At 72.5% G+C, this 21,788-nt stretch carries 21 protein-coding genes; 19 read left to right on the forward strand and 2 right to left on the reverse strand.

Annotated elements, in window-relative coordinates; genetic code table 11:
* The first annotated feature begins 39 nt into the window (after positions 1 to 39).
* From NITAL_RS16975 to argH, 11 genes are all read left to right on the forward strand, one after another.
* Positions 40 to 402 carry a cupin domain-containing protein gene (locus tag NITAL_RS16975; protein ID WP_052667392.1) on the forward strand — a complete coding sequence of 121 codons (363 nt, stop codon included), beginning with the start codon at positions 40 to 42 and terminating at the stop codon, positions 400 to 402.
* Between the two features lie 178 nt (positions 403 to 580).
* Positions 581 to 1,621: an N-acetyl-gamma-glutamyl-phosphate reductase gene (gene argC, locus NITAL_RS16980; protein WP_052667393.1), complete on the forward strand. Its 1,041-nt coding sequence runs from the start codon at positions 581 to 583 to the stop codon at positions 1,619 to 1,621.
* The gene (gene argJ / locus NITAL_RS16985) at positions 1,618 to 2,841 is read left to right on the forward strand and encodes a bifunctional glutamate N-acetyltransferase/amino-acid acetyltransferase ArgJ (protein ID WP_052667394.1); all 1,224 of its coding nucleotides are present in this window, start codon (positions 1,618 to 1,620) and stop codon (positions 2,839 to 2,841) included. The genes argC and argJ overlap by 4 nt, the downstream gene beginning before the upstream one ends.
* An 85-nt stretch (positions 2,842 to 2,926) precedes the next feature.
* Positions 2,927 to 3,898: an acetylglutamate kinase gene (gene argB, locus NITAL_RS16990; protein WP_083441686.1), complete on the forward strand. Its 972-nt coding sequence runs from the start codon at positions 2,927 to 2,929 to the stop codon at positions 3,896 to 3,898.
* The gene (locus tag NITAL_RS16995) at positions 3,895 to 5,112 is read left to right on the forward strand and encodes an acetylornithine transaminase (protein ID WP_083441687.1); all 1,218 of its coding nucleotides are present in this window, start codon (positions 3,895 to 3,897) and stop codon (positions 5,110 to 5,112) included. Before argB ends, NITAL_RS16995 begins: the two co-directional genes overlap by 4 nt.
* Positions 5,112 to 5,492, forward strand: a complete 381-nt coding sequence (locus NITAL_RS17000; RefSeq protein WP_052667395.1) for a response regulator transcription factor — start codon at positions 5,112 to 5,114, stop codon at positions 5,490 to 5,492. Before NITAL_RS16995 ends, NITAL_RS17000 begins: the two co-directional genes overlap by 1 nt.
* On the forward strand, positions 5,489 to 5,986 hold the full coding sequence (locus NITAL_RS17005) for an arginine repressor (RefSeq protein WP_052667396.1): 498 nt from the start codon (positions 5,489 to 5,491) through the stop codon (positions 5,984 to 5,986). Before NITAL_RS17000 ends, NITAL_RS17005 begins: the two co-directional genes overlap by 4 nt.
* Before the next feature lie 40 nt (positions 5,987 to 6,026).
* Positions 6,027 to 7,247: an argininosuccinate synthase gene (locus NITAL_RS17010; RefSeq protein WP_052667397.1), complete on the forward strand. Its 1,221-nt coding sequence runs from the start codon at positions 6,027 to 6,029 to the stop codon at positions 7,245 to 7,247.
* 39 nt (positions 7,248 to 7,286) lie between these two features.
* Positions 7,287 to 8,186, forward strand: a complete 900-nt coding sequence (locus NITAL_RS17015; RefSeq protein ID WP_157041908.1) for a VOC family protein — start codon at positions 7,287 to 7,289, stop codon at positions 8,184 to 8,186.
* A complete protein-coding gene (locus NITAL_RS17020; protein ID WP_052667399.1) occupies positions 8,183 to 8,974 on the forward strand; it encodes a GNAT family N-acetyltransferase in 792 nt (263 codons plus the stop codon). Before NITAL_RS17015 ends, NITAL_RS17020 begins: the two co-directional genes overlap by 4 nt.
* Positions 8,974 to 10,416: an argininosuccinate lyase gene (argH, locus tag NITAL_RS17025; protein WP_052667400.1), complete on the forward strand. Its 1,443-nt coding sequence runs from the start codon at positions 8,974 to 8,976 to the stop codon at positions 10,414 to 10,416. Before NITAL_RS17020 ends, argH begins: the two co-directional genes overlap by 1 nt.
* A gap of 3 nt (positions 10,417 to 10,419) precedes the next feature.
* Here the strand turns inward: argH and NITAL_RS17030 are convergent, their stop codons facing one another.
* Positions 10,420 to 11,040 carry a hypothetical protein gene (locus NITAL_RS17030; protein ID WP_052667401.1) on the reverse strand — a complete coding sequence of 207 codons (621 nt, stop codon included), beginning with the start codon at positions 11,038 to 11,040 and terminating at the stop codon, positions 10,420 to 10,422.
* Between the two features lie 62 nt (positions 11,041 to 11,102).
* On the opposite strand from NITAL_RS17030, the gene polX reads away from it, so the two are divergent.
* From polX to NITAL_RS17070, 8 genes are all read left to right on the forward strand, one after another.
* Positions 11,103 to 12,908 (forward strand): DNA polymerase/3'-5' exonuclease PolX, encoded by a 1,806-nt coding sequence (gene polX, locus NITAL_RS17035; RefSeq protein WP_052667402.1) that lies wholly within the window; start codon positions 11,103 to 11,105, stop codon positions 12,906 to 12,908.
* Positions 12,905 to 13,552 carry a DNA-3-methyladenine glycosylase gene (locus tag NITAL_RS17040; protein ID WP_211262469.1) on the forward strand — a complete coding sequence of 216 codons (648 nt, stop codon included), beginning with the start codon at positions 12,905 to 12,907 and terminating at the stop codon, positions 13,550 to 13,552. The genes polX and NITAL_RS17040 overlap by 4 nt, the downstream gene beginning before the upstream one ends.
* Positions 13,553 to 13,683: 131 nt before the next feature.
* Positions 13,684 to 15,126: a hypothetical protein gene (locus NITAL_RS17045; protein ID WP_052667403.1), complete on the forward strand. Its 1,443-nt coding sequence runs from the start codon at positions 13,684 to 13,686 to the stop codon at positions 15,124 to 15,126.
* Positions 15,127 to 15,194: 68 nt separating this feature from the next.
* Positions 15,195 to 16,721, forward strand: a complete 1,527-nt coding sequence (locus tag NITAL_RS17050; protein WP_052667404.1) for an ABC transporter substrate-binding protein — start codon at positions 15,195 to 15,197, stop codon at positions 16,719 to 16,721.
* 63 nt (positions 16,722 to 16,784) lie between these two features.
* Positions 16,785 to 17,975: a branched-chain amino acid ABC transporter permease gene (locus tag NITAL_RS17055; RefSeq protein WP_052667405.1), complete on the forward strand. Its 1,191-nt coding sequence runs from the start codon at positions 16,785 to 16,787 to the stop codon at positions 17,973 to 17,975.
* A gap of 1 nt (position 17,976) precedes the next feature.
* On the forward strand, positions 17,977 to 19,089 hold the full coding sequence (locus NITAL_RS17060) for a branched-chain amino acid ABC transporter permease (RefSeq protein ID WP_052667406.1): 1,113 nt from the start codon (positions 17,977 to 17,979) through the stop codon (positions 19,087 to 19,089).
* A 4-nt stretch (positions 19,090 to 19,093) separates the two neighbouring features.
* On the forward strand, positions 19,094 to 19,942 hold the full coding sequence (locus NITAL_RS17065; protein ID WP_157041909.1) for an ABC transporter ATP-binding protein: 849 nt from the start codon (positions 19,094 to 19,096) through the stop codon (positions 19,940 to 19,942).
* An 11-nt stretch (positions 19,943 to 19,953) separates the two neighbouring features.
* Positions 19,954 to 21,033, forward strand: a complete 1,080-nt coding sequence (locus NITAL_RS17070; RefSeq protein WP_211262470.1) for an ABC transporter ATP-binding protein — start codon at positions 19,954 to 19,956, stop codon at positions 21,031 to 21,033.
* A gap of 108 nt (positions 21,034 to 21,141) precedes the next feature.
* On the opposite strand, the gene NITAL_RS17075 is transcribed toward NITAL_RS17070, so the two are convergent.
* Positions 21,142 to 21,597, reverse strand: a complete 456-nt coding sequence (locus NITAL_RS17075) for a hypothetical protein (protein WP_052667407.1) — start codon at positions 21,595 to 21,597, stop codon at positions 21,142 to 21,144.
* Positions 21,598 to 21,788 lie beyond the last annotated feature (191 nt).

The raw sequence follows: 21,788 nt of genomic DNA on the forward strand, positions 1-21,788 counted from the left end.
CGTCCGGCGTTCCGGCTGTCACCGAGAGAGGGAGACGCGATGAACACGCGGTTGGACGACCTGCCCCTGGAGCTCGATCTGGGAGCGCTGACGACCCGGTACGCCGAGTGGGGTGACATGGCGGTGCGCTACGCACGGGTCCCCGCGGGTACCGACTTCGGGCCCGTGCTGGCCGGGTTGCCGGGAGACCGCTGCCCGAGCCCCCACTGGGGGATGGTGCTGGAGGGATCGATCCACCTGCTCCACGATGACGGCACCGAGGAGCTGGCACGCGCCGGCGACGCCTACCACTGGCCGGCGGGTCACACGGCCTGGACCGACGAGGACGTGGCGTTACTGGAGGTCGGCCCCGTCGGCCCGATGCGCCAGTTCGGGGACCACGCGAAGGCCAAGCTCGCCTGACCCCGGGGCGGGATGGAGCGGATGGACGTGGTCCCCACCGCGCCCATCCGCTCCACCTCGCGGTCCGCGGACGCGGTCGACGGGCGGTGTGTGCCGAGGCCGCCCCGTGACTTGCATAGTTATGCATCATCATGCATGCTGGGTGTTCGCACCCGCCTCCCGGACCCGGAGCTCGTCAGTGGCGCACCGTCTCGGCATCGTGGGCGCCTCCGGCTACGGCGGCGCCGAGCTGCTGCGCCTCGCTGCCACCCACCCCGCGTTCGAGGTGGCGGTCGTCGCGGCGCACTCCCAGGCCGGCACCCCCATCGTGGATCTGTTCCCGAACCTGGCGGGGACGCGTGTGTTCGACGCGATCGAGGTCGGCGCGCTGGCCGAGTGCGACGTGGTGGTCCTCGCCACGCCGCACGACGTGGCCCTCGAGCTCGGTGCCGAGCTGTTCGACGCCGGTGTACGGGTGGTCGACCTGTCGGCGGCCTTCCGCCTCAGCGTGGACGGGTTCGCCACCTGGTACGGCGGCACGCACGATCGGCCGGACCTCGCGACGGGCGACGCGGCGGCAGACCCGGCCGCGGTCTACGGCCTGCCCGAACTCGGGCACCGCGAGGCCGTGCGGGGCGCCACGCTGGTGGCCAACCCCGGCTGCTACCCGACCGCGACCCTCCTCGGCCTCGCACCCCTCGCCGGACTGCTCCAGCCAGGGACCATCGTCGTGGACGCCAAGTCGGGGACCTCCGGTGCCGGTCGGGCCGCCAAGGACACGCTGCACTTCAGCCACGTCCACGGGGACCTCAGCGCCTACGGCGCACCGGGCCACCGCCACACCGGCGAGATCGAACGCTGGCTGCCCGGCGATCTCGGCGCCGTCAGCTTCACGCCGCACCTGGTGCCGATGGCGCGAGGCCTGCTCGCCACCTGCTACGCGACCCTCGCCGACGGCGTCGACGCGGCCGCGGTGCAGGACGCGCTCACCACCGCGTACGCCGACGAACCGTTCGTGCACGTCCTGGCCCCCGGCCGGTTCCCGCACACCAAGGCGCTCGCCGGCAGCAACGGCTGCCAGCTGTCGGCCGTCGTCGACGGACGGACCGGCCGCGTCACCGTCACCAGCGCCATCGACAACCTCGGCAAGGGTGCCGCCGGTCAGGCCCTCCAGAACGCCAACCTCATGCTCGGCATCGAGGAGACCGCCGGGCTGACCACCGTCGGCGTCTACCCGTGAGCCCGTTCCCCGGGTGGGGTCCTGCCGACCGCGGCGGCCTCGAACCCGTCCCCGGCGGCGTGACCGCGGCGCCGGGCTTCCGTGCCGGCGGCCTGGCCACGGGCGTCAAGCCGTCCGGGAAGCCCGACCTGGCGCTGCTCGTGGCCGACGAGGTCGCCAGCGTCGCCGTCGTGACCACGACCAACCAGGTCAAGGCCCCCTCGTGCACGCTCACCGAGCAGCACGCCGCGGACGGCCGGGCGCAGGTCGTGGTGGTCAACAGTGGCAACGCCAACGTCTGCACCCCCGACGGTGACGAGCACAACCGGCGCATCGCCGAGGGTGCCGCTGCCGCGACCGGCACCGCGTCGACCGATGTGCTGGTGATGTCGACCGGGGTCATCGGCGTCCCGCTGCCGATCGAGCGCATCGAAGCCGCGCTGCCCGACCTCGCCGCCGGTGTCACCGTCGACGGCGGGGCCACCGCGGCCGAGGCCATGCTGACCACCGACACCCGCACCAAGCAGGTCGCCTACCGGGTCAGCGACGAGCAGGGCAGCTGCACCATCGGTGGGATGGCCAAGGGCGTCGGCATGATCGAGCCCGCCATGGCGACCCTCCTCGTGGTGCTGACCACCGACGCGCCGGTCCAGCACCGCATCCTCGGAAACCTGTTGACCCGTGGCGTGGACACCAGCTTCAACCGCGTCAGCGTCGACGGGGACCGCTCCACGTCCGACACCGCCGCGATCCTCGCCAGCGGGCTGGCGCGCACACCGCCGAGCGCGGCGACCCTCGGACGCGCCGTCCAGGCGGTCTGTGCCGACCTCGCCGAGCAGGTCGTGGCCGACGGCGAGGGCGCGACGCGCGTCGCCGCCGTCACCGTGCACGGGGCGGCGTCCGAGGAGGCCGCCGAGCGCATGGCCCGGGCCGTCGCGACCTCCCTGCTGGTCCGGGCGGCCATCCACGGCGCGGACCCGAACTGGGGCCGCATCATCATGGCGCTCGGCAACGCAGGCGTCGACCTCGACCCCCGACGGGTCAGCATCACCTGCGCCGGTATCACGGTGTGCCGCTTCGGGGTCGCGACCGTGTTCGACCGTGGGCAGGCGGCCGCCGCCATGTCGCGGCCCGAGGTCGAGATCGGCATCGACGTCGGCGCCGGGCGGTCCAGCGCCACGGTCCTGACCTGCGACCTGACCCCCGAGTACGTCCGCTTCAACAGTCAGTACACGACGTGATGCCCGCTCCTTCGTCGCGGCCATCCCCTCGTGGCGCCCCGAGCACGGGGCGACGAGTACACGACGTGAGTCCGGAGCCCGTCTGATGGCCGTCCAACCGCACGATCAGCGCAGCGCCGTCGCCCAGGAGAAGGCGGCCGTGCTGCGCGAGGCGTTGCCGTGGATCACGCGCTTCCACGGGCAGACCGTCGTGATCAAGTACGGCGGCAACGCCATGGTCGACGAGGAGCTCAAGCGCTCCTTCGCTGCCGACGTGGCGCTACTGCACTTCGTGGGGCTGCGACCCGTCATCGTCCACGGAGGCGGCCCGCAGATCGGCCAGCTCGCCGCGCAGATGGGCCTCACGTCGCGGTTCGTCGGTGGGCTGCGGGTGACCGACGCGGCGATGATGGACGTGGTGCGCATGGCGCTGCTCGGGCAGGTCAACCCCGAGGTCGTCGGCCTGGTCCAGGACGCCGGCGCGCCGAGCGTGGGTGTGGCGGGCACCGACGCCGGGCTGTTGCAGGTGCGCCCGGCCGTCGGGCCGGAGGGTGAGGACCTCGGGTTCGTCGGTGAGGTCGAGCACGTCGACACCAGCTACCTCACCGAGCTGCTCGAGGGGGAGTTCCTCCCGGTCGTGGCCACCGTCGGCCGGGACGCCGGCGGCGTCGAGCGCAACGTCAACGCCGATCTCGCCGCCGGCGCGATCGCTGCGGCGCTCGGTGCCAGCAAGTTCGTGTGCCTCACCGACGTCCCCGGCCTGTACCAGGACTTCGGGCGCGACGAGCAGTCGCTGATGAGCGAGGTCTCGGTCAAGCAGCTGCAGCACATGCTCGCTGCCGACGAGCTCCACGCCGGTATGCGTCCCAAGATCCGCTCGATCGTCGACGCGGTCCGCGGGGGCGTGCCGCAGGCCCACATCCTCGACGGCCGGGTGCTGCACGCGGTCCTCATCGAGATCTTCACCGACGAGGGCGTCGGGACCATGGTGACCACCGGCGGTGAGACCCTGCGTGACGCCTTCGAGGAGCGCGCCGCCGACCAGGTCCGCGGGCTGGCCAGCGGGGGTGTGGCGTGAACGCCCACCTCCAGCAGCTCCAGGCCAGGGCGGACGCCCATGTCATGCGCACCTACCCGCCGGCGCCGGCGGCGTTCGTCCGCGGGCAAGGCACCGTCCTGTTCGACGGCGACGGGCAGCCCTGGCTGGACTTCCTGTGCGGGCTCGCGGTCACCAGCCTCGGCCACGCCCACCCGGCGGTCACCGAGGCGGTCGCGGACCAGGCAGGCCAGCTGGTCCACACCTCGAACCTGTTCCTGACCGAACCGGCCGTCGAGCTCTCCGAACGTCTCGCCACCATCACCGGTTGGGACGACGCCACCGTCTTCTTCGCCCAGTGCGGGGCGACCGCCAACGAGGCGGCGATCAAGCTCGCCCGCAAGCACGGCAAGCGTCAGCACCCCGACAAGGTGCGCGTCGTCACCCTGGAGGGGTCGTTCCACGGCCGCACCCTCGCCACCCTGGAGGCCACCGGTCAGCCCGCCAAGCACGTGCCGTTCGCTCCGCTGGCCGGGTTCGTGGACCACGTCCCGTACGACGACCCCGCCGCGCTCCGGGCGGCCGTCGGCGACGACACCTGCGCGGTGCTGCTCGAGCTGGTCCAGGGTGAGGGAGGGGTCCGGCCGATCGACCCCGAGGTCCTGACCGCCGCTCGCGAGGCGTGTGACCGTGCGGGCGCGCTGCTCATCGTCGACGAGGTGCAGACCGGCATCGGGCGCACCGGCCCGTGGTTCGCCTTCCAGGCCACCGACGTCGTCCCCGACGTGGTGACGGTCGCCAAAGCGCTCGCCAACGGGTTCCCGATCGGGGCGTGCATCGCCCGCGGTGAGGCGGCCAAGGTCTTCGAACCGGGAGACCACGCGACGACCTTCGGTGGCAACCCGGTCGCCTGCGCCGCCGCGAACGCCGTGCTCCGCACCATCGAGGCCGACGGCCTGCTGGTGACCGCCGCCGCCCGGGCCACACGCCTGCGCGACGGTCTGCTGCGCCTCGTCGACGACGCGCCCTCGGCGGCCGGAGTGCGAGGACGGGGGCTGCTGCTCGGCTTGACACTGGATGCGCCGGTGGCGGCCGATGTGGTGGCGGCCTGTCGAGACCGGTTCCTGCTCGTCAACGCCGTCGCGACCGACGTGGTTCGCCTGGCACCGCCGTTGACGGTCAGCCGCCAGGAGGTCGACCAGGCCCTGGCGATCGTCCGCGCGGCCCTCGAGGACGTCGCGGCAGGGGCCCGCTGATGGCGACCACGATCCTGATCGTCGAGGACGACCCCCACGTGGTCACGTTGTTGACCGAGCTGCTCGGACAGGAGGGCTACACGGTCGAGGTCGCCACCGACGGGCTCGTCGGGCTGCTGAAGCTCCGGACCGCGGCCGTCGACGCGGTACTGCTCGACGTGATGATGCCGGACGTCGACGGCACGAGGATGCTGCGTCAGCTCCTCGAGGAGCACGAGGGACACCTCCCCGTCCCCGTCGTGGTCGTCACCGGCTCGCCGGACGGCGCACGGACCTGCCGCGAGCTGCTCGGGGAGGACCGGGTGGTGGAGAAACCGTTCGATCCGGCCGTGCTGCTCGATCGGCTCCGCGGCGTGCTGGCGGCGGAGGAGGCGTCGTGACCGGCCAGTCGCGCGTGTCCGTGTCCAAGGGCGACCGCCAGCAGGCGTTGCGCCGGCTGCTCGGCGAACGTGACCTCGCCTCGCAGACCGAGGTCCGCGAGGCGCTCGCAGAGCGTGGCATCGACGCCCACCAGACCACGGTGTCCCGCGACCTCGACGAGCTCGGTGCCGTCCGGGTCCGCGGCTCGGACGGTCACCTCGTCTACCGCATCGCGGTCGACCCGGGCCCGGGCAACGCCCGCGCTCGCGTCGACGAGGTCGTCCGGCAGTTCGTCGTGTCGGCCCGCTCCAGCGGCAACATCGCCGTGCTGCGCACCCCGCCGGCGTGCGCGCAACCGGTCGCGTCGGCGGTCGACCTGGCGGAGCTCGACGGGGTGCTCGCCACCGTCGCCGGCGACGACACCGTCCTGGTGGTGGCCACCGACGACCTCGGTGGCGCCGCGCTCGCCGAACGCTTCCTGGCCTGCCTCGCCGGGGACGCCTCCCTGATCTGACCGCATCCGACCGCTCCCGATCCCCCGAACAGGAACGCCCATGAGCAACCCACGCGTCGTCCTCGCCTACTCCGGTGGTCTCGACACCTCCGTCGCGATCCGCTGGATGAACGAGCACAAGGGCGTCGACGTCGTCGCCTGCGCCGTCGACGTCGGCCAGGGGGTCGACGACCTCGAGGAGATCCGCCAGCGTGGCCTCGAGTGCGGTGCCGTCGAATCGGTGGTCGTGGACGCCCGCCAGGAGTTCGCCGAGGACTTCATCGCCCCGGCGCTGCGTGCCAACGCGATGTACATGGGCAAGTACCCGCTGGTGTCCGCCCTCTCGCGACCGCTGATCGTCAAGCACCTGGTCCGCGTGGCGCGGGAGACGGGCGCGGCCGGGGTGGCACACGGGTGCACCGGGAAGGGCAACGACCAGGTCCGCTTCGAGGTCGGCACGATGTGCCTCGCCCCGGACCTGGACACCATGGCGCCGATCCGTGAGTGGGGCCTGTCGCGCGACGCGGCGATCGACTACGCCAACGAGCGGGGCATCCCGATCCCGGTCAAGAGCAAGGCGTCGCCGTACTCGATCGACGAGAACGCCTGGGGACGCACCGCCGAGTGCGGGATCCTCGAGGACCCGTGGGCGGCGCCACCCGAGGACGTCTACGAGCGCAGCGTCTCGGTCAAGGACGCCCCCGACGAGCCGGAGGAGGTCATCATCGCCTTCCGGTCCGGGTTGCCGGTCTCGCTCGACGGGGTCGAGCTGCCGCTCCACGAGCTGATCACCGAGATCGACCGGCGCGCGGGTGCGCACGGCATAGGACGCATCGACCTGATCGAGGACCGGCTGGTCGGCATCAAGAGCCGCGAGATCTACGAGTGCCCGGGCGCGATCACCCTGATCACCGCCCACCGCGACCTCGAGGACCTCTGCCTCGAGCAGGAACTCGCCGATCACAAGCGCACCGAGGAGGGCCGCTACGCCCAGCTGATCTACAACGGCCTGTGGTGGGGACCCCTCAAGCGTGGGCTGGACGCCTTCATGAACGAGGCCAACCGCTACGTCAACGGCGAGGTCCGCGTCGAGCTGTTCAAGGGCAGCGCGACGGTCGTCGGTCGTCGGTCCGACGACTCGGCGCTGTACGACTACGACATGGCGACCTACGACGAGGGCGACCAGTTCGACCAGACCCTCGCCGAGGGCTTCGTCAAGCTGTGGGGCCTGCCGCTCAAGACCTGGGCGGCGCGGGCACAGCAGCACGGCGATGCCCTCTGACCTACCGTCGCAGCGTGGTGACGAGCTGAGGTGGGTGCCGTGCAGGAGCGGTCCGGGTCGCAAGCGCCAGCCCTCGCGGGCATCATCATCGACGTCCCGTCGGGCGCTTTCGATGCGACGGTCGCGTTCTGGGCCGGGGCACTGTCGGCTCCGCCGGAGGCGCTGTCCGGGATGCCGGGCGGCGACGCCTACGTGCGGTTGCCCGGTGCGACGGCCGTCACCGACGTGGTCCTCCAGCGCATCGACGACACCGACCGTCCGCGGTTCCACCTCGACATCGCGGTGCTCGATCGGGCCGACGCGGTGCAGCGGGCGGCTGACCTCGGAGGGAAGGTGGTCCAGCACGAGGAGGACTGGGACGTTCTGATCGACCCGGCCGGCCTACCGCTGTGCGTCGGTTTCGAGGATCTCGAACCGCTCCAGACCGCACCCCGGCCGCCCGACCGCGGGTACCTCGACGCGATCTTCATCGACGTGCCCCCGGACCGGGTGACCGCCGAGGTGGTGTTCTGGTCGGCCGTGCTCGATGCGACGCCGGTGCCGCCCGACGCCAGCGATCCCGCCTACCACCCCCTCGCCGGGGTCCGCGCGGTGGGGGGTGAGCCGGTCGTCGTGGAGGTGCAGACCACGCTGCCCGACCCGGCTCGGGACGGCGTGGCCACCGCCCCGCGGATCCACGTCGATCTGTCCGCGACCGACGTCGACGAGGAGGTCGCACGGTTGACCGCGCTCGGCGCCCGGCACGTGGACGCCGTCGTCGCCCCGGGCGCGGGGCGCGTGGAGAGCGCCCCGGGCGCGGGGCGCGTGGAGAGCGCCCCGGGCGCGGGGCGCGTGGAGAGCGCCCCGGGCGCGGGGCGCGTGGAGCGCGACTGGGTGACCCTGGCCGATCCCGCAGGCAACCTGTTCTGCGTGGTCCCGGCCACGCCGGAGCGGGCGTGACCGGCACCACCCGGTCCCCACACGACCTGGCCGGGGCGGTCCGCGAGCTCGAGCGGGTCGCGGCTCGCAGCTTCCCCCCGGTGGAACGCGAGCACCTGGCGGGCTGGCTGCTGCGGGCGTCGGGCGGTTGGACCGGCCGCGGCAACTCCGCCCTGCCCGTCGACGTCCCGGCGGACGACGTGCTGGCTGCGCTCCCCGAGGTGGAGCGCTGGTACCGGGAGCGTGGGCTGCCACCGATGGTCGCGCTGCCCGAGCCACCGTTCGAGGCAGCCGCGGGGCAGCTGCTGCGGCACGGGTGGGCGGCCCGGCACGGCGCGCTCGTCCTGACCGCGTCGTGCGCGTCGCTGCTCGACGAGCTCGAACCGCGATCGGACCTGCCCGCCCCGAGGATCGCGGACGCGCCGAGCGAGGCGTGGCTGGCCGCATACCGCTACCGCGGCGGGGACCCACCCCCGCAGGCGCGCGGGATGCTCGCGGCCGCCGGCGCCCGGTTCCTCGGCCTCGAGGTCGACGGTGGGCTCGCCGCGATCGTCCGGCACGTGGTGGAGGTGCCCTGGGTCGGGATCACGGCGATGGAGGTCGCGCCCGAGCACCGACGACGAGGCCTGGCCCGACACCTCCTACGGTCCGTCGTCGCCGACGCCGTCGCGGCCGGATCCGACCGCGTCTGGCTCCAGGTCGATCCCACCAACGTGGCCGGTCGTGCCCTGTACGAGGGCGTCGGCTTCCGCCTCCACCACACCTACCGCTACTACCAGCGCGGCGCCGACGCCCGCCAGGAGCTGTGATGCCGAACGATCAGGACGCCGGGCCGACGACCCCCGGAGCCGCCAGCACCGACGCCGGGCGCCTGTGGGGCGGCCGGTTCAGCACGGGCCCGGACGAGGCGGCGTGGCAGCTCGGGGTCTCGACCGCCTTCGACCGTCAGCTGTGGCGCCAGGACCTCGCCGGTTCGCAGGCCCACGCCGGTGAGCTGCGCCGCATCGGCGTGCTCGACGACGACGAGCACGCGCAGATGGTCGCGGCGCTCGACCGCTGCGCGGAGCTGTTCCTCGCCGACGACTTCCCGTTCCTGCCGTCCGACGAGGACGTGCACGGCGCCATCGAACGCTGGCTGGTGGAGGACCTCGGGCCGCTCGGCGGCAAGCTGCGCGCCGGCCGATCACGCAACGACCAGATCGCCAGCGACCTGCGGCTGTGGTGCCGGGACGCCTGCGACGAGCTGGTCGAGCTCGTCGGGGCGCTCCAGCAGGCGTTCGTGGACCAGGCCGAGACCCACCTCGGCTGGCTGGCGCCCGGCTACACCCACCTGCAACGGGGCCAACCGGTGCTGCTCAGCCACCACCTGCTCGCGTACGTGTGGATGCTGGACCGGGACGCCGGCCGTCTGCGCGATGCCCGGGCTCGCCTCGACGCCTCCGTGCTCGCGTCCGGCGCCCTGGCGGGCCAGACCCTCGGCCTCGACCCGCAGGCCTACGCCGACGCGCTCGGGTTCGACCGCGTGATCGAGAACTCCATGGACGCGGTCGCCTCGCGTGACTTCGCCCTCGAGGTGCTGGCGGCCTGCGCGATCCTGGCGGTCACGATCTCGCGGCTCGGGGAGGAGATCGTCCTGTGGGCGACCGCCGAGTTCGGCTTCGCCCGCGTCGGCGATGCGTTCTCGACGGGCAGCTCGATCATGCCCCAGAAGCGCAACCCCGACGTGGCCGAGCTGGTCCGGGGCAAGGCCGGTCGTGTCGTCGGCGACCTCGTCAGCCTCCTCACGACCGTCAAGGCGCTGCCGCTGACCTACGACCGGGACCTCCAGGAGGACAAGGAGCCGGTCTTCGATGCGGTGAACACCCTCCGTCTGGTGCTGCCCGCCATCACCGGCACCGTCGCGTCGCTGACGTTCGACCAGGAGCGGCTCGCGGCGGCCGCGGTCGGCGGGTTCGCGTTGGCCACCGACCTGGCCGAGGAGCTGGTCCGCCGCGGCGTGCCGTTCCGGGAGGCCCACGAGGTCGTCGGCGAGGTGGTGCGCCTGGCGGAGTCCAAGGGCGTCGACCTCGACGGTCTGGACCCCGAGGACCTCGCCGCCGCCCACCCGGCGCTCGACCCGTCCGTCGCCGAGCTGCTCGATCCCCGGGCCGCCGTCGACCGCCGGGACGGGGTCAACGGCACGGCGACGTCGTCGGTCGCCGCACAGCTGGAGCGGGCACGCGAGGCGGCGGCCCGCAACACCACCCCCTGACGCTCACCCCGACGCCCGTTCGAGGGCGTCGGGGGACAGGCCGAGCGCGCGCAGCTCCACGGCGGCGAGCTCGGCGTACCGTCCCTCGGCCAGGGCGGTCGCCGGGTCGCCGATCTCGCGTCGCAGGGTGCGCAGCGGGCGACCGGCGGCTGCCCGCAGGCCCAGCAGCCGCACCCCGTCGGGGGAGCGCAGCACCTGGCCGACCTCGCTCGCCTCGCGGATCCACCGGATGCGGTGCGGGACGTACTTCAGCGCGATCCAACCGATCACGAGCGCCGCGAGCACGAGCGGCAGCCACAACGCCACCGCATCGACGGTCCGCGCCACCTGGTCGCCGGCGGCGGTCAGCTCACGGCCAGCCCCGTCGATGGTGCGGAAGGGTGCCGCCAGCGCGTCGCCGACGGCGGGGATCCCATCCACGGCGTCGACCGCGCTCCGGGCCCCCTCGCTGACACCCCGACCCGACCGGTCCAACCCGTCGGCGAGGACGTTGACCTCGCCGATCACCTCCGCCAGCCGGCGGGCGATCCGCACCACCCACCACGCCACGACCGCGACGAGCACGTCCCCGACCACCTGCCGCAGTCGGAGCAGCTCATCGTCCGCGTACAGTCGTCGGCCCACCGTGCAACCTCCGGTCCGGGGGTGCCGTGGTAGCGGACGCCGACCCGTGGAGGGGTGGTCGATTGGCACGCACGAACGACGAGGTCGCCCGGCTGCTGAACGAGCTCGCGGTGCTCACCGAGATCGACGAGAGCTCGCCCCAGGCCTTCCGGGTCCGCGCCTACCAGAACGCCGCCCGGGCGGTCGCAGGTCTGTCGCGCGATGTCGCGCAGATGTCCGCGTCCGAGCTCGCGGACGTGCGCGGTCTCGGCAAGAGCACGGCGACCAAGATCCGTGAGTACGTGGACACGGGCACCATCGGCAAGCTCGAGCAGCTGCGCGACAAGCACCCGGTCGGCAAGCGGGACCTGCTGAAGATCCCCGGCCTCGGGCCGAAGGGCGTCGAGCTGCTGTCCAGCGAGCTCGGGGTCACCGACCTCGACGGTCTCAAGGCGGCGCTGGCCGACGGGCGGATCGCCGCCTTGCCCGGCATGGGGGAGAAGACCGCCGACAACCTGCGTGAGGCGGTCGAGCGCTCGGGACTGTCCTCCAAGGAACAGCGCGTCCCCCTGGTCGATGCCCTCCCGATCGCCGAACGCATCGTGGCCCGGCTGCGCGAGGTCCCAGGGGTGGTGGACGCGGCCTACGCCGGCAGCGCCCGGCGGTACCGCGACGACGTCGGCGACCTCGACGTCCTGGTGGCCAGCGACGACCCCGATCCGGTGACGGAGGCGTTCGTGTCCCTGCCCGACGTCGCCCGGACGGTCGGGTCGGGCGGGACCAAGACCTCGATCGCCACCCACGACGGGCTCGGCGTGGATCTGCGGGTCGTGCCACCGGCCAGCTTCGGGGCTGCGCTCGTGTACTTCACCGGCTCGAAGGCCCACAACATCCGTCTGCGGCAGCGCGCCCTGAAGCGGGGGTGGACGCTCAACGAGTACGCCCTGGCCGAGCTGGTCGACCCGCCGGACGACGCGGACGCTGAAGCGGCGGACGAGCCGGCGCCCGCAGCCCGCACCGGCGACGTCGTGGCGGCGGCCACCGAGGAGGACATCTACGCCGCGCTCGGGCTCGCATGGGTCCCGCCCGAGCTGCGCGAGGACGACGGCGAGGTCGAGCTCGCCGAGACCGGTGATCTGCCCGACCTCGTCACACGCGAGGCGATTCGCGGCGACCTGCACGATCACACCGACCTGTCGGGCGACGGCAAGGACCCGCTCGAGGCCATGGTCGAGGGAGCGGTTGAACGCGGGCTCGACTACCTGGCGATCACCGACCACGCCGAGGACCTGCGCATCAACGGGGTGTCGAAGGCCGCGATGCTCGACCAACGACGACAGCTGCGCGACCTCGAGCAGCGCCGGGGCGACATCACCCTGCTGCACGGCGCCGAGCTCAACATCGACATCGACGGGTCGCTCGATTACGACGCCGAGTTCCTCGCGACCTTCGACTGGCTCGTCGCGTCGGTGCACTCGCACTTCCGCCGGCCGGTCGCCGAGCAGACCGCGCGCGTGGTCGCAGCCATCCGCCACCCCTCGGTCACCGCCATCGGACACCTGTCGGGCCGGATGATGGGCAAGCGTCCCGGCATCGAACTCGACATCGAGCAGGTGCTCGACGCAGCGGCCGAGACGGGGACCGCCATCGAGGTCAACAGCAACCTGCGCCGCAAGGACGCGACCGCCGAGGTGATCCGCGAGGGCGTGCGTCGCGGGGTGACGTTCGTGATCTCCACCGACGCGCACTCGGTACGCGAGCTGGATCTGGTGCGTCACGGCGTGCACCACGCCCGACGCGGCGGCCTCACCCACGAGCGTTGCGCGAACACCTGGTCCACCGAGCGCTTCCTCGCCTGGCGTGACGACGTCCGCACCGCCAAGCGGTGACCGAGGCGGAGCTGCGCGTCTGTGGCGAACGGGGCGGCTTCGACGGCGCCCGGCTCGGCGGTCACGTGCTGGACGCCGCACGGGCGCTGCTCGGCGCGCTGCTCGTCCGGCAGTTCGACGGGACCGAGGTGGTGGCGCGCATCGTCGAGACCGAGGCCTACCGTGAGGACGACCCGGCCAGCCACACCTTCGGCCGGCGGACCCCACGGGTCGAGCCGATGTTCGGTCCGCCGGGGACGGCCTACGTCTACCGCTCCTACGGGGTGCACTGGTGCCTGAACGTGGCCGCCGAGGCCGCGGGCGTCGGTGCTGCGGTCCTGCTGCGTGCCGCGGTGGTCCTCGAGGGGCACGCGGCCGTGCGGGACCGGCGGCCGACGGCGCGCGCTGACCGGGACCTGCTGCGCGGACCGGGCAACCTCTGTCGGGGGCTCGACATCGACGCGCCGAGCCACGACGGCGCCGACCTGCTCGCCGTCGGAACCGGGCTCCACCTGGCTGACGACGGGTGGTCGCCGTCCGGATACGTGGCCGGCCCGAGGGTCGGGGTCCGCCTGGCTGCCGACGTGCCGTGGCGGCTGCACGTGCCCGGCGTCTCCGAGGTCTCGCGCTACACCCGCTCGCCCCGCGCGCCGCACGTGCGCTGAGCGTCACCGGTCGGGGGCCCGTTCGTTCACCTCTGCACACGGCCGCTGACCGCCCGGAGCGGTCGGCCAGCAGGAGCGGCGGCGCCTCACGGCGAAGTCGTCCGGGAGCCCCCGAGCGAAGCGGAGACGGTATGTGGCGCAGTGGGACCGAGGTGCGCGACCGACGAACGGCGCGGTTCGTCAGCGGCAGCACCCTCGTGGTGCTCGCCCTGGCGATGAGCACCTTCGGGCTGGCCCCGGCGGCGGCCCAGGACACCCTGGACGAGGAGCCCCAGGGCTCCCCGGTCGAGATCACCGCGTCACACCTGTACGTCTCGCCGGTCACCGACGGCGCCCCGAACGTCCTCATCTCGACCTTCCCGCCCGCCGCGGTCTGCGTCCTCCAGCCGGACCTGTGCCCGGAGCGTCGCGACGGCTACCCCGACGAGCTGCCCTGGCGCGAGGACGTGTCGTCCGCGATCAACGATGGGCTCGACCAGGGCCGTGACTTCCCCGTGCAGCCGGTCCCACCGGACTCCGCTGCGGTGTCGTTCCTCGGCGGCAATACCCGCTACCAGACCGCGATCCTGTTCGACGCCCCAGCCGTGCCGGAGGGCGAGGACGTGATGCGCTTCGAGCTGACGTTCCAGCAGGGTTCGCCGACCTACGACATGTCGTCGCCGGCGTTCCGCCGTGCAGTCCTCGCGGCGTTCGAGGCCATCTCCGCCCAGGACCCGGTCGTCTTCGCCGAGGGCTTGGCCGCGGCGCTGCAGGAGTCGCCGATCGACACCTCCAAGGCGCTCGCCCTCGAGGCTTGCCCGCTGCTGAAGCGGTTCGAGCCGGCTGGCGCACCGCAGGCCAGCGACGAGGCCGACATGCCGCGCCACGAGTTCGACGGTGAGGAGGTCGCCGCGGTCGACTGCACCTTCGGCGGCAACGGGGTCTACGACGAGGACGCCGATGAGTGGCGGGTCGACCTCGCCTTCACGGCACAGGCCTGGGCCGACGGCGAGCTCGAGAACCACGGCGTCCTCCTGCGGCCCATCGGCGCACCGAACCTCGCGTTCGGTGACGCCGACACCACCACCAACGCCCAGCTGGTGCTCGACCTCGAGGACGTCACCGCCGTCGTCGAGACGGCCGAGGCCTTCGACCCGGGTGACTTCGGGGACTTCGGGGACGACGACTTCGCCGAGAGCGAGGGTGACGGCTTCGCCGGTGACGAGTTCGACGCGGGTGCTCCCGATCTCTCCGACGGCGGGAACGGCTTCGCCCCATCGCTCGAGTCGCCCGAGTTCCCCGCCGGGGACGAGGGCGACAGCTTCGCCGCGGACTCCCCCGAGGTGGCCACCGGTCCGGAGGTGGCACAGGAGCCCGAGGTCGGCCTCGACGCCCAGGCGGCCCGTCCTGCGGGCAGCACGCCCGTCACGCCCTGGTGGGTGTGGCTCGTGGCCCCGCTACTGCTCGGTGGTGCCTACCTGACCGGCTCGGCCGTGCTCGCCCCCGCACCGGTGGTCGGTGCCAGCGGCGGGGGAGCCCTCACCCGGATGCTGGACAAGCGCGGCCTCGCGAGCACCGCACCCACCCAGATCTGACCGTCCCCTCACCTCACCGACCCGCACGCCGACCGCCCCGACGTGCAGTCCGACCGGAGGAACGACCGATGTCCCGACGCACCTTGCGCACCCTCGCGGCCCCCCTCGCGCTGGCGCTGGCGCTCCTGGCCTGCGGTCAGAAGCCCGGCGTTCATGTCGAAGGACGCGGCCTCGCCGGCAGCGGCGATGGTGGCGACGAGCTGCTGACCGAGGAGGAGATGCTCGCCGGCGACGACGGGTTCGCCGACGACTTCGACCTCGAGGACCTGCCCGAGGGCGACCTCGAAGGCGATGCGGTCCCCGGTGACCCGGGCGATCCGGCTGCCGGTGACGGTTCCGGCGACGGCTCGGCGGGTGGCGACGGCTCCGGTGGTGGCGACGGCTCCGGTGGTGGCGGTGGCGGTGGCACCGCGGGCAACGGCGGTGGTGGCGGCGGTGGCGGTGGCGGTGGCGGCCAGCGCGAGCCCCGCGGCAGCGACCGCACCGGAGTCACCGACGACGCCATCACCCTGGCGGTCCACGCCCCGGTGACGGGCGCAGCGCCGCTGCCGTCGACCTCGTTCGAGAAGGCCCGCGACCTCTATTGGCGCTGGGTCATCGAGGAGAAGGGCGAGAAGGTCCTCGGCCGCGAGAAGGTCAACGTCATCTTCGCCGACGACAAGTACGAGCCGTCCAACGCCCGCCAGGTCTGCCGTCAGCTCGCCGATCGGGCGTTCTCCCTCGCCGGCGGTGGCGGTACCGACCAGATCCAGTCCTGCGGTCAGTGGGCAGGCCAGGCGCGCGTGCCCTACTCCTCGGCCGGGGTGACCGAAGCCGGACTCGCCGGCAACCCCTGGTACTTCGCAGCCTCGATGTCCTACAAGCAGCAGGGGCCCCTCCTCGCCCAGTACGTCAAGAAGAACTTCTCGGGCAAGAAGGTCGCGGCCATCGTGACCCAGACGCGCAACTTCGACGACGCGGTCGCCGGGTGGGAGGCCTCGCTCAGCGGTATCGACTACGTCGAGACCCTGCGCCACCCCAAGGGCGACCAGAACTGGTACGGCACCTTCGCCCGCAGGCTCAAGGACCAGAACGTCGACGTCGTGTACATGCTGACCTCACCGCTCGACTACATCCGGTTCGCGCAGACCGCCGAGGACCAGGGCACCAGCTTCGAGTACGTCGGCGTGGGCATCACCAAGGGCCTGAACGCGGTCCTCAACTCCGGGTGCGGGAGCGCTGGCAAGGGGATCGACAACGGCACCTTCCTGTCGCCCTTCCCGGCGCTCGAGACCGCCGACAAGCTCGACCCCGACTTCCGGCGGGCTGCGGCCAAGTTCAACGTGAACGTCGACGACATCGCCTGGGCGATCTGGGGCACGTCGAAGATCCAGCACGAACTGTTCAAGAAGTACGAGGCCACCTTCGGCACGGATCTGACCCGCGAGGACTACCGCGAGGTCGTGGCCAACGCTGGCAAGGTGAGCACCGGGGTCTTCCCCGACGTGAACTTCAGCCCGAACAACAACTTCGGCAGCCAGGGCGTCCACGTGCTGAAGGCGGATTGTGGCTCGAAGACCTACAAGGACGGCGGCACCTTCAAGAGCGGCTTCTGACCCGCTCGGGGGCTGGTACGGCCCCCAGCGCGTCGATGACGGACCGACCAGACAGGAGCTGCGGTGAGCGAGCACAGATCGGGCGGCGTGAGCCTGCCCACCGATGACGACGAGGCACCCGGGACACCGGGGGAGTCGTCCGCCGCGGCGGACGACGCTGCGCCGACCTCCGGACAGCTCGGTGACATCCCAGGCGCCGGCGGTGGCCCGTCGATCCTGGACCGGGCGACCGAGTTCGTGGTGGAACGGCGTGGCCTGGTCGCCGGTGTCGTGGCCGGGTTCGTCCTCATCGGCCTCCTCGGGGCCAGCGACATCGCCATCGGTGGCGTCCTGGTCGACGGCATCTCCATCGGGTCGGTCTACGCCCTCGTGGCGCTCGGCATCGCCCTGGTCTACCGCTCCACCCGGGTCCTGAACTTCGCCCAGGGCGAGCTCGGCACGATGCCGGCGTTCCTGGTGCTGATGCTGCTGGTCGGTTTCGACCGTGCCGTGACCGTCGACCCCGCGACCATCCCGCTCACGCGCCTCATCGCGTTCGCCCTCGTCGGCGTGGTCTTCGGCGCGGTCCTCGCGGTCGGCGTCAACGCCCTGATCGTCCAGCGTCTCGCGGACGCCACACCGGTTACCAGCCTCGTGGCCACCGCCGGTGTCTCGCTGCTGATGATCGGCGGTCAGGTGGTCTTCTTCGAGCTCCAGAGCCGCACGTTCCCCCGGATCCTCGACGGCTCGGTGTGCCTCGTCCCCGGGCTCGACGACGGCTGCGTCCTGTCGACCAACCGGCACAACATCGTGATCCTCGTGGTCCTGGTGGCGGTCTCAATCGTCTTCGCCGCCCTGTTCCGCACCCAGCTCGGCACCGCCCTCCTGGCGACGGCCCAGGATCCGTTCGCTGCCTCGCTGCACGGCGTCTCGCCGCGGGCCATGTCCTCGCTCGCCTGGGGCCTCGCCGGCGCGCTGGCTGCTCTCGGCGGGATCCTCGGCGCCGGCTTCTTCGCGGGGCTCACCCCGGGCCTGATGACGACCACCTTCCTGATCCCCGCCTTCACCGCGGTCATCCTGGGGGGGATCACCTCCATGAGCGGCGCGGTCGTCGGTGGCTTGCTGGTCGGGCTCGTCAACGCGCTGGCCAACGGCGCCGCGACGTCGTACGGGCTGACCGGCATCATCCCGAGCCCGCCGACCATGGCGAGCTTCACCCTGCTCCTGCTGGTCCTCCTGGTCCGGCCCCGTGGGCTCTTCGGCAAGGAGGCCTGAGGTGGCGACGACGATCGTGCGTCCTTCCGCCGCACCGACCGAGACACCGGGGGCCTCGCCGGCACGCCCGGCCCGGTGGCGGCCGTCGACCGGCGGGGTCATCGCCCGCGCGGTGGTGCTCGCCGCGCTGCTCGGTGGCGTCGCGTCGATCCCGCTGCTGGTGCCAGGCACCGACGTCAACGTGGTCTCGCGCGTCGCGGTGTTCGCGATCATCGCCCTCAGCCTCAACGTGCTGGTGGGCTACACCGGGCAGGTGTCCCTCGGGCACTCGGCCTTCCTCGGGGTCGGGGCGTTCACCGCGGGGTTCGGCCTGACCGAGCTCGGGATGCCGTGGGCGGCCTCGGCCGGCCTCGCCGTCGCGATCGGTGGCCTCGCGGCGATGCTCCTCGGTGGCGTCGCGCTCCGCATCCAGGGCCTGTACCTGGCGCTGGTGACCCTCGCGTACGGCCTGTTCGCCGAGCAGGTGCTCTTCAGCATCCCGGCCATCACCGGTGGTGGCGCCGGCATGCCCGCTCCGCGGCCCGCCTTCGCGACCGGCGACGTGCCGTACGCCTACCTCTGCCTCGGTGCCCTCGCACTCGTCTGGATCATCGACCGTCGCGTCACCGCTTCGAAGGCTGGTCGGGCGATCCGGGCGCTGCGTGACTCCGAGCGCGTCGCCGCGTCCTGGGGCATCAACGTCACCGGCTACAAGCTGCTCGCCTTCGTCCTGTCGGGCTCGATCGCCGGCCTCGCCGGGGCGTTGTTCGCCTCCATCGAGGAGATCGTCTCCAACCTGACCTTCAGTTTCACCCTGTCGTTGACCTTCCTGTTCATGGCGGTCATCGGCGGCGTCGGCTCACGCATCGGCGTGGTCATCGGCGCGGCCCTCCTCGGCTCGATGCCCTTCGTGCTCGACCGGCTCGCGCAGAACAACCCCGGGTTCCCCGTGGACGGTTCCGCCGCGCAGCTGCTGAGCGCCCTGCTCCTGCTGCTCGTCCTGGTGTTCTTCCCCGGTGGCATCGACCAGCTGATCGCACCGGTGGTCCGCTGGTGCAGCTTCCGTCCCTGGCAGGCATCCGGCCGTGAGAGCAGCGCGACCACACACACCGGAGGCGACAGTGGACGCCCGTGACCCCATGACCGCAGTCGTGCAGGCACCCGAGGAGGTGGGGGCCCCCGATCCGGCCGGTCGTACGGCCCGGGGCCCGGTCCCGCTGCTGTCCGCCGAGGGCGTCGGGATCCGCTTCGGCGGGCTGCAGGCCCTGCAGGACGTCAGCGTCGACGTCAACGACGACGAGATCGTCGGCCTCATCGGGCCGAACGGTGCGGGCAAGACCACCTTCTTCAACTGCCTGACGGGCTTCTACGCGCCGACCACGGGCACCGTCCGCGTCCGTGGGGAGGACATCACCGACCTGCGGCCCGATCAGCGCACGGCGCTCGGCCTCGGCCGGACCTTCCAGCAGGTCGGGCTCGTACGCTCGTTCTCGGTGCTCGAGAACCTGCTGGTCGCCCAGCACCGCAACGTGGGGTACTCGGTGCCCGGTGGGCTGCTCGGGACGTTCGCCAGCCGCCGCGAGGAACGTGCCCTCCGGGACCGGGCCTACGTCGTGCTCGAGGAGCTCGGCCTCGCCCACCTCGCCGACGAACCCCTCGGGGGCCTGTCGTACGGCATGCTGAAGCAGGTCGAGGTCGCGGCCGTCCTGGCCACCGACCCCGAGGTCCTGCTGCTCGACGAGCCGCTCGCGGGCCTCGGTCCCGAGGAGGCCGATGCCTTCGGGGACCGCCTGCTCGGCCTCCGCCGGGACCTCGGCGTGACGGTGGTGATCATCGAGCACCACGTGCCGTTCATGCTGCGCGTCTGCGACTACGTGTACGTGCTGAACTTCGGGCAGCTGCTCGCCGAGGGACTGCCCGACGACATCCGTGGCAACCGTGCCGTGGCCGAGGCCTACCTCGGTCAGGGCGCGACGACCCTCGCGTGAGGAGCTCGCAGGTGGCTGGGACCAGCAGGGACGAGACCGCGCCCGCGGTCGACGACGACACCCTCGTCCTCGACGGCGTCACGTGGCGGACCGACGAGGACGGCACGGCGTGGTTCGCGCACGACGGCTGGCGCTACGAGCTCGACGAGGACGGCTTCGCCTACGCGACCGCCGAGCTCGACGCCGTAGCCGCCGACGCGAACGACACCCCCGACACGTCCGCGGACGCCGACGAGGTCTCCGAGGCAGTGGGCGACGCCGGGGCGACCCTCACGGCGACCGTCGACGTGGTCCCTGGGACCGCGGTGCCACCCGTTCGCATCGGCGGCTCGGACCCCGACACCACCACCGAGCTGGAGCGTGAGCCGAGCCGCACCGGCGACGCGCCGCTCCTGCGCCTCACCGGTGTCCGCTCGGGGTACGGGCCGCTGCCCGTGCTCCACGGTGTCGACCTGGACATCGAGGAGGGCCGCACGGCTGTCCTGTTCGGCCTCAACGGTGCCGGCAAGACGACGACGGCCATGAACATCTGCGGTGCCCTGTCCACCTGGGCTGGCACCATCGAGTTCGACGGGCAGGACGTGACGCGCTGGAGCACCAAGCGGTGCGTCGACGCGGGGATCGTCATGGTGCCCGAGGGACGCCGTGTCTTCCCTGACCTCACCGTCGAACGCAACCTGCAGGTCGGATCGTGGTCTCAGCGCCGGGACGGCGACTGGGTCGCCGAGCAGCGTGAGATCGTCCTCGACTACTTCCCGCGGCTGCGTGAGCGTCTCGAGCAGCTCGCGGGCACGCTGTCGGGTGGGGAGCAGCAGATGCTGGCGATCGCCCGCGGACTGATGGCGCGGCCGAAGCTGCTGATCATCGACGAGGCGTCGATGGGGCTCGCGCCGGTCATCGTCAAGGACGTCTTCGACATCGTGCGTGCCATCAACGCCGACGGCGTGACCGTCCTGCTGATCGAGCAGAACGTCGGAGCCCTGGACGTGGCCGACCTCGGGGTCGTCATGGCGCAGGGCAGCATCGTCCGCACGCTCACCGGGGCCGAACTGACCGACCGCAGCGTGGTCTCCCGCCTGCTGATGGGCTGACGGGCACCCGCGATCGCGCGAGCCGCCGCCCGGCGAACGACACCACGAGGAAGGCCGCGACCCGGGTGGGTCGCGGCCTTCGAAGGCTGCGGGGTTGGGTGCGGGCGGTCAGGCGGTGGCGGCCTGGCTGGCATCGCAGATGCGGCAGCCGGCCAGTCCGCGGTCGATCGCCGCGGACGGGCTCATGGTCTGCAGATCCTTGCGCTCGGCGACCAAGCGGCAGGTCGGCAGGTGGTAGGTGGCGCGGCCCGCGACCACCATCGGCCCCGATCCGGGGACGGCCGTGGGACCGGCGGCAGCGGAGCCCGCCTCGGCAGCCCGCTCGAGACCGGCCAGGACCAGCGCCGTGGCCCGCTTCATCTCGTTGATGACCAGCAGCCCGACGCCGACGATGACGAGGCCGAGCCCCGCGACGCCACCCGAGATCAGGTAGGGGACCTGCTGCTGGGGGGTGTCGAAGTTCGCGGCTCCGTTCCAGCCGAGGATGATCAGCACGAAGCCGACCGCCGCCAGGCCGATCGCGATCTGGACCGGTCGCTTGGTCGCGTCCAACAGGTTGTGCACGTCGTGCCCTCCGGCGCTCGGGTCTCGGTCGCTCGGCCTGCCCGGCCGTGCGTGCTCCATCTCTCCTGTTACAACGCCTCTGCCCGCCCTGCGCAACGGTGAGGGCCGCGTGGCGGGGACCACGAGCGCCTTCAGTGCGCCCGTCGCGCACGCCATCCCGGGTTTTGCGCACCTGGGGGAGGGGGGCTACG

Source organism: Nitriliruptor alkaliphilus DSM 45188, from assembly GCF_000969705.1.
Lineage (GTDB): Bacteria > Actinomycetota > Nitriliruptoria > Nitriliruptorales > Nitriliruptoraceae > Nitriliruptor > Nitriliruptor alkaliphilus.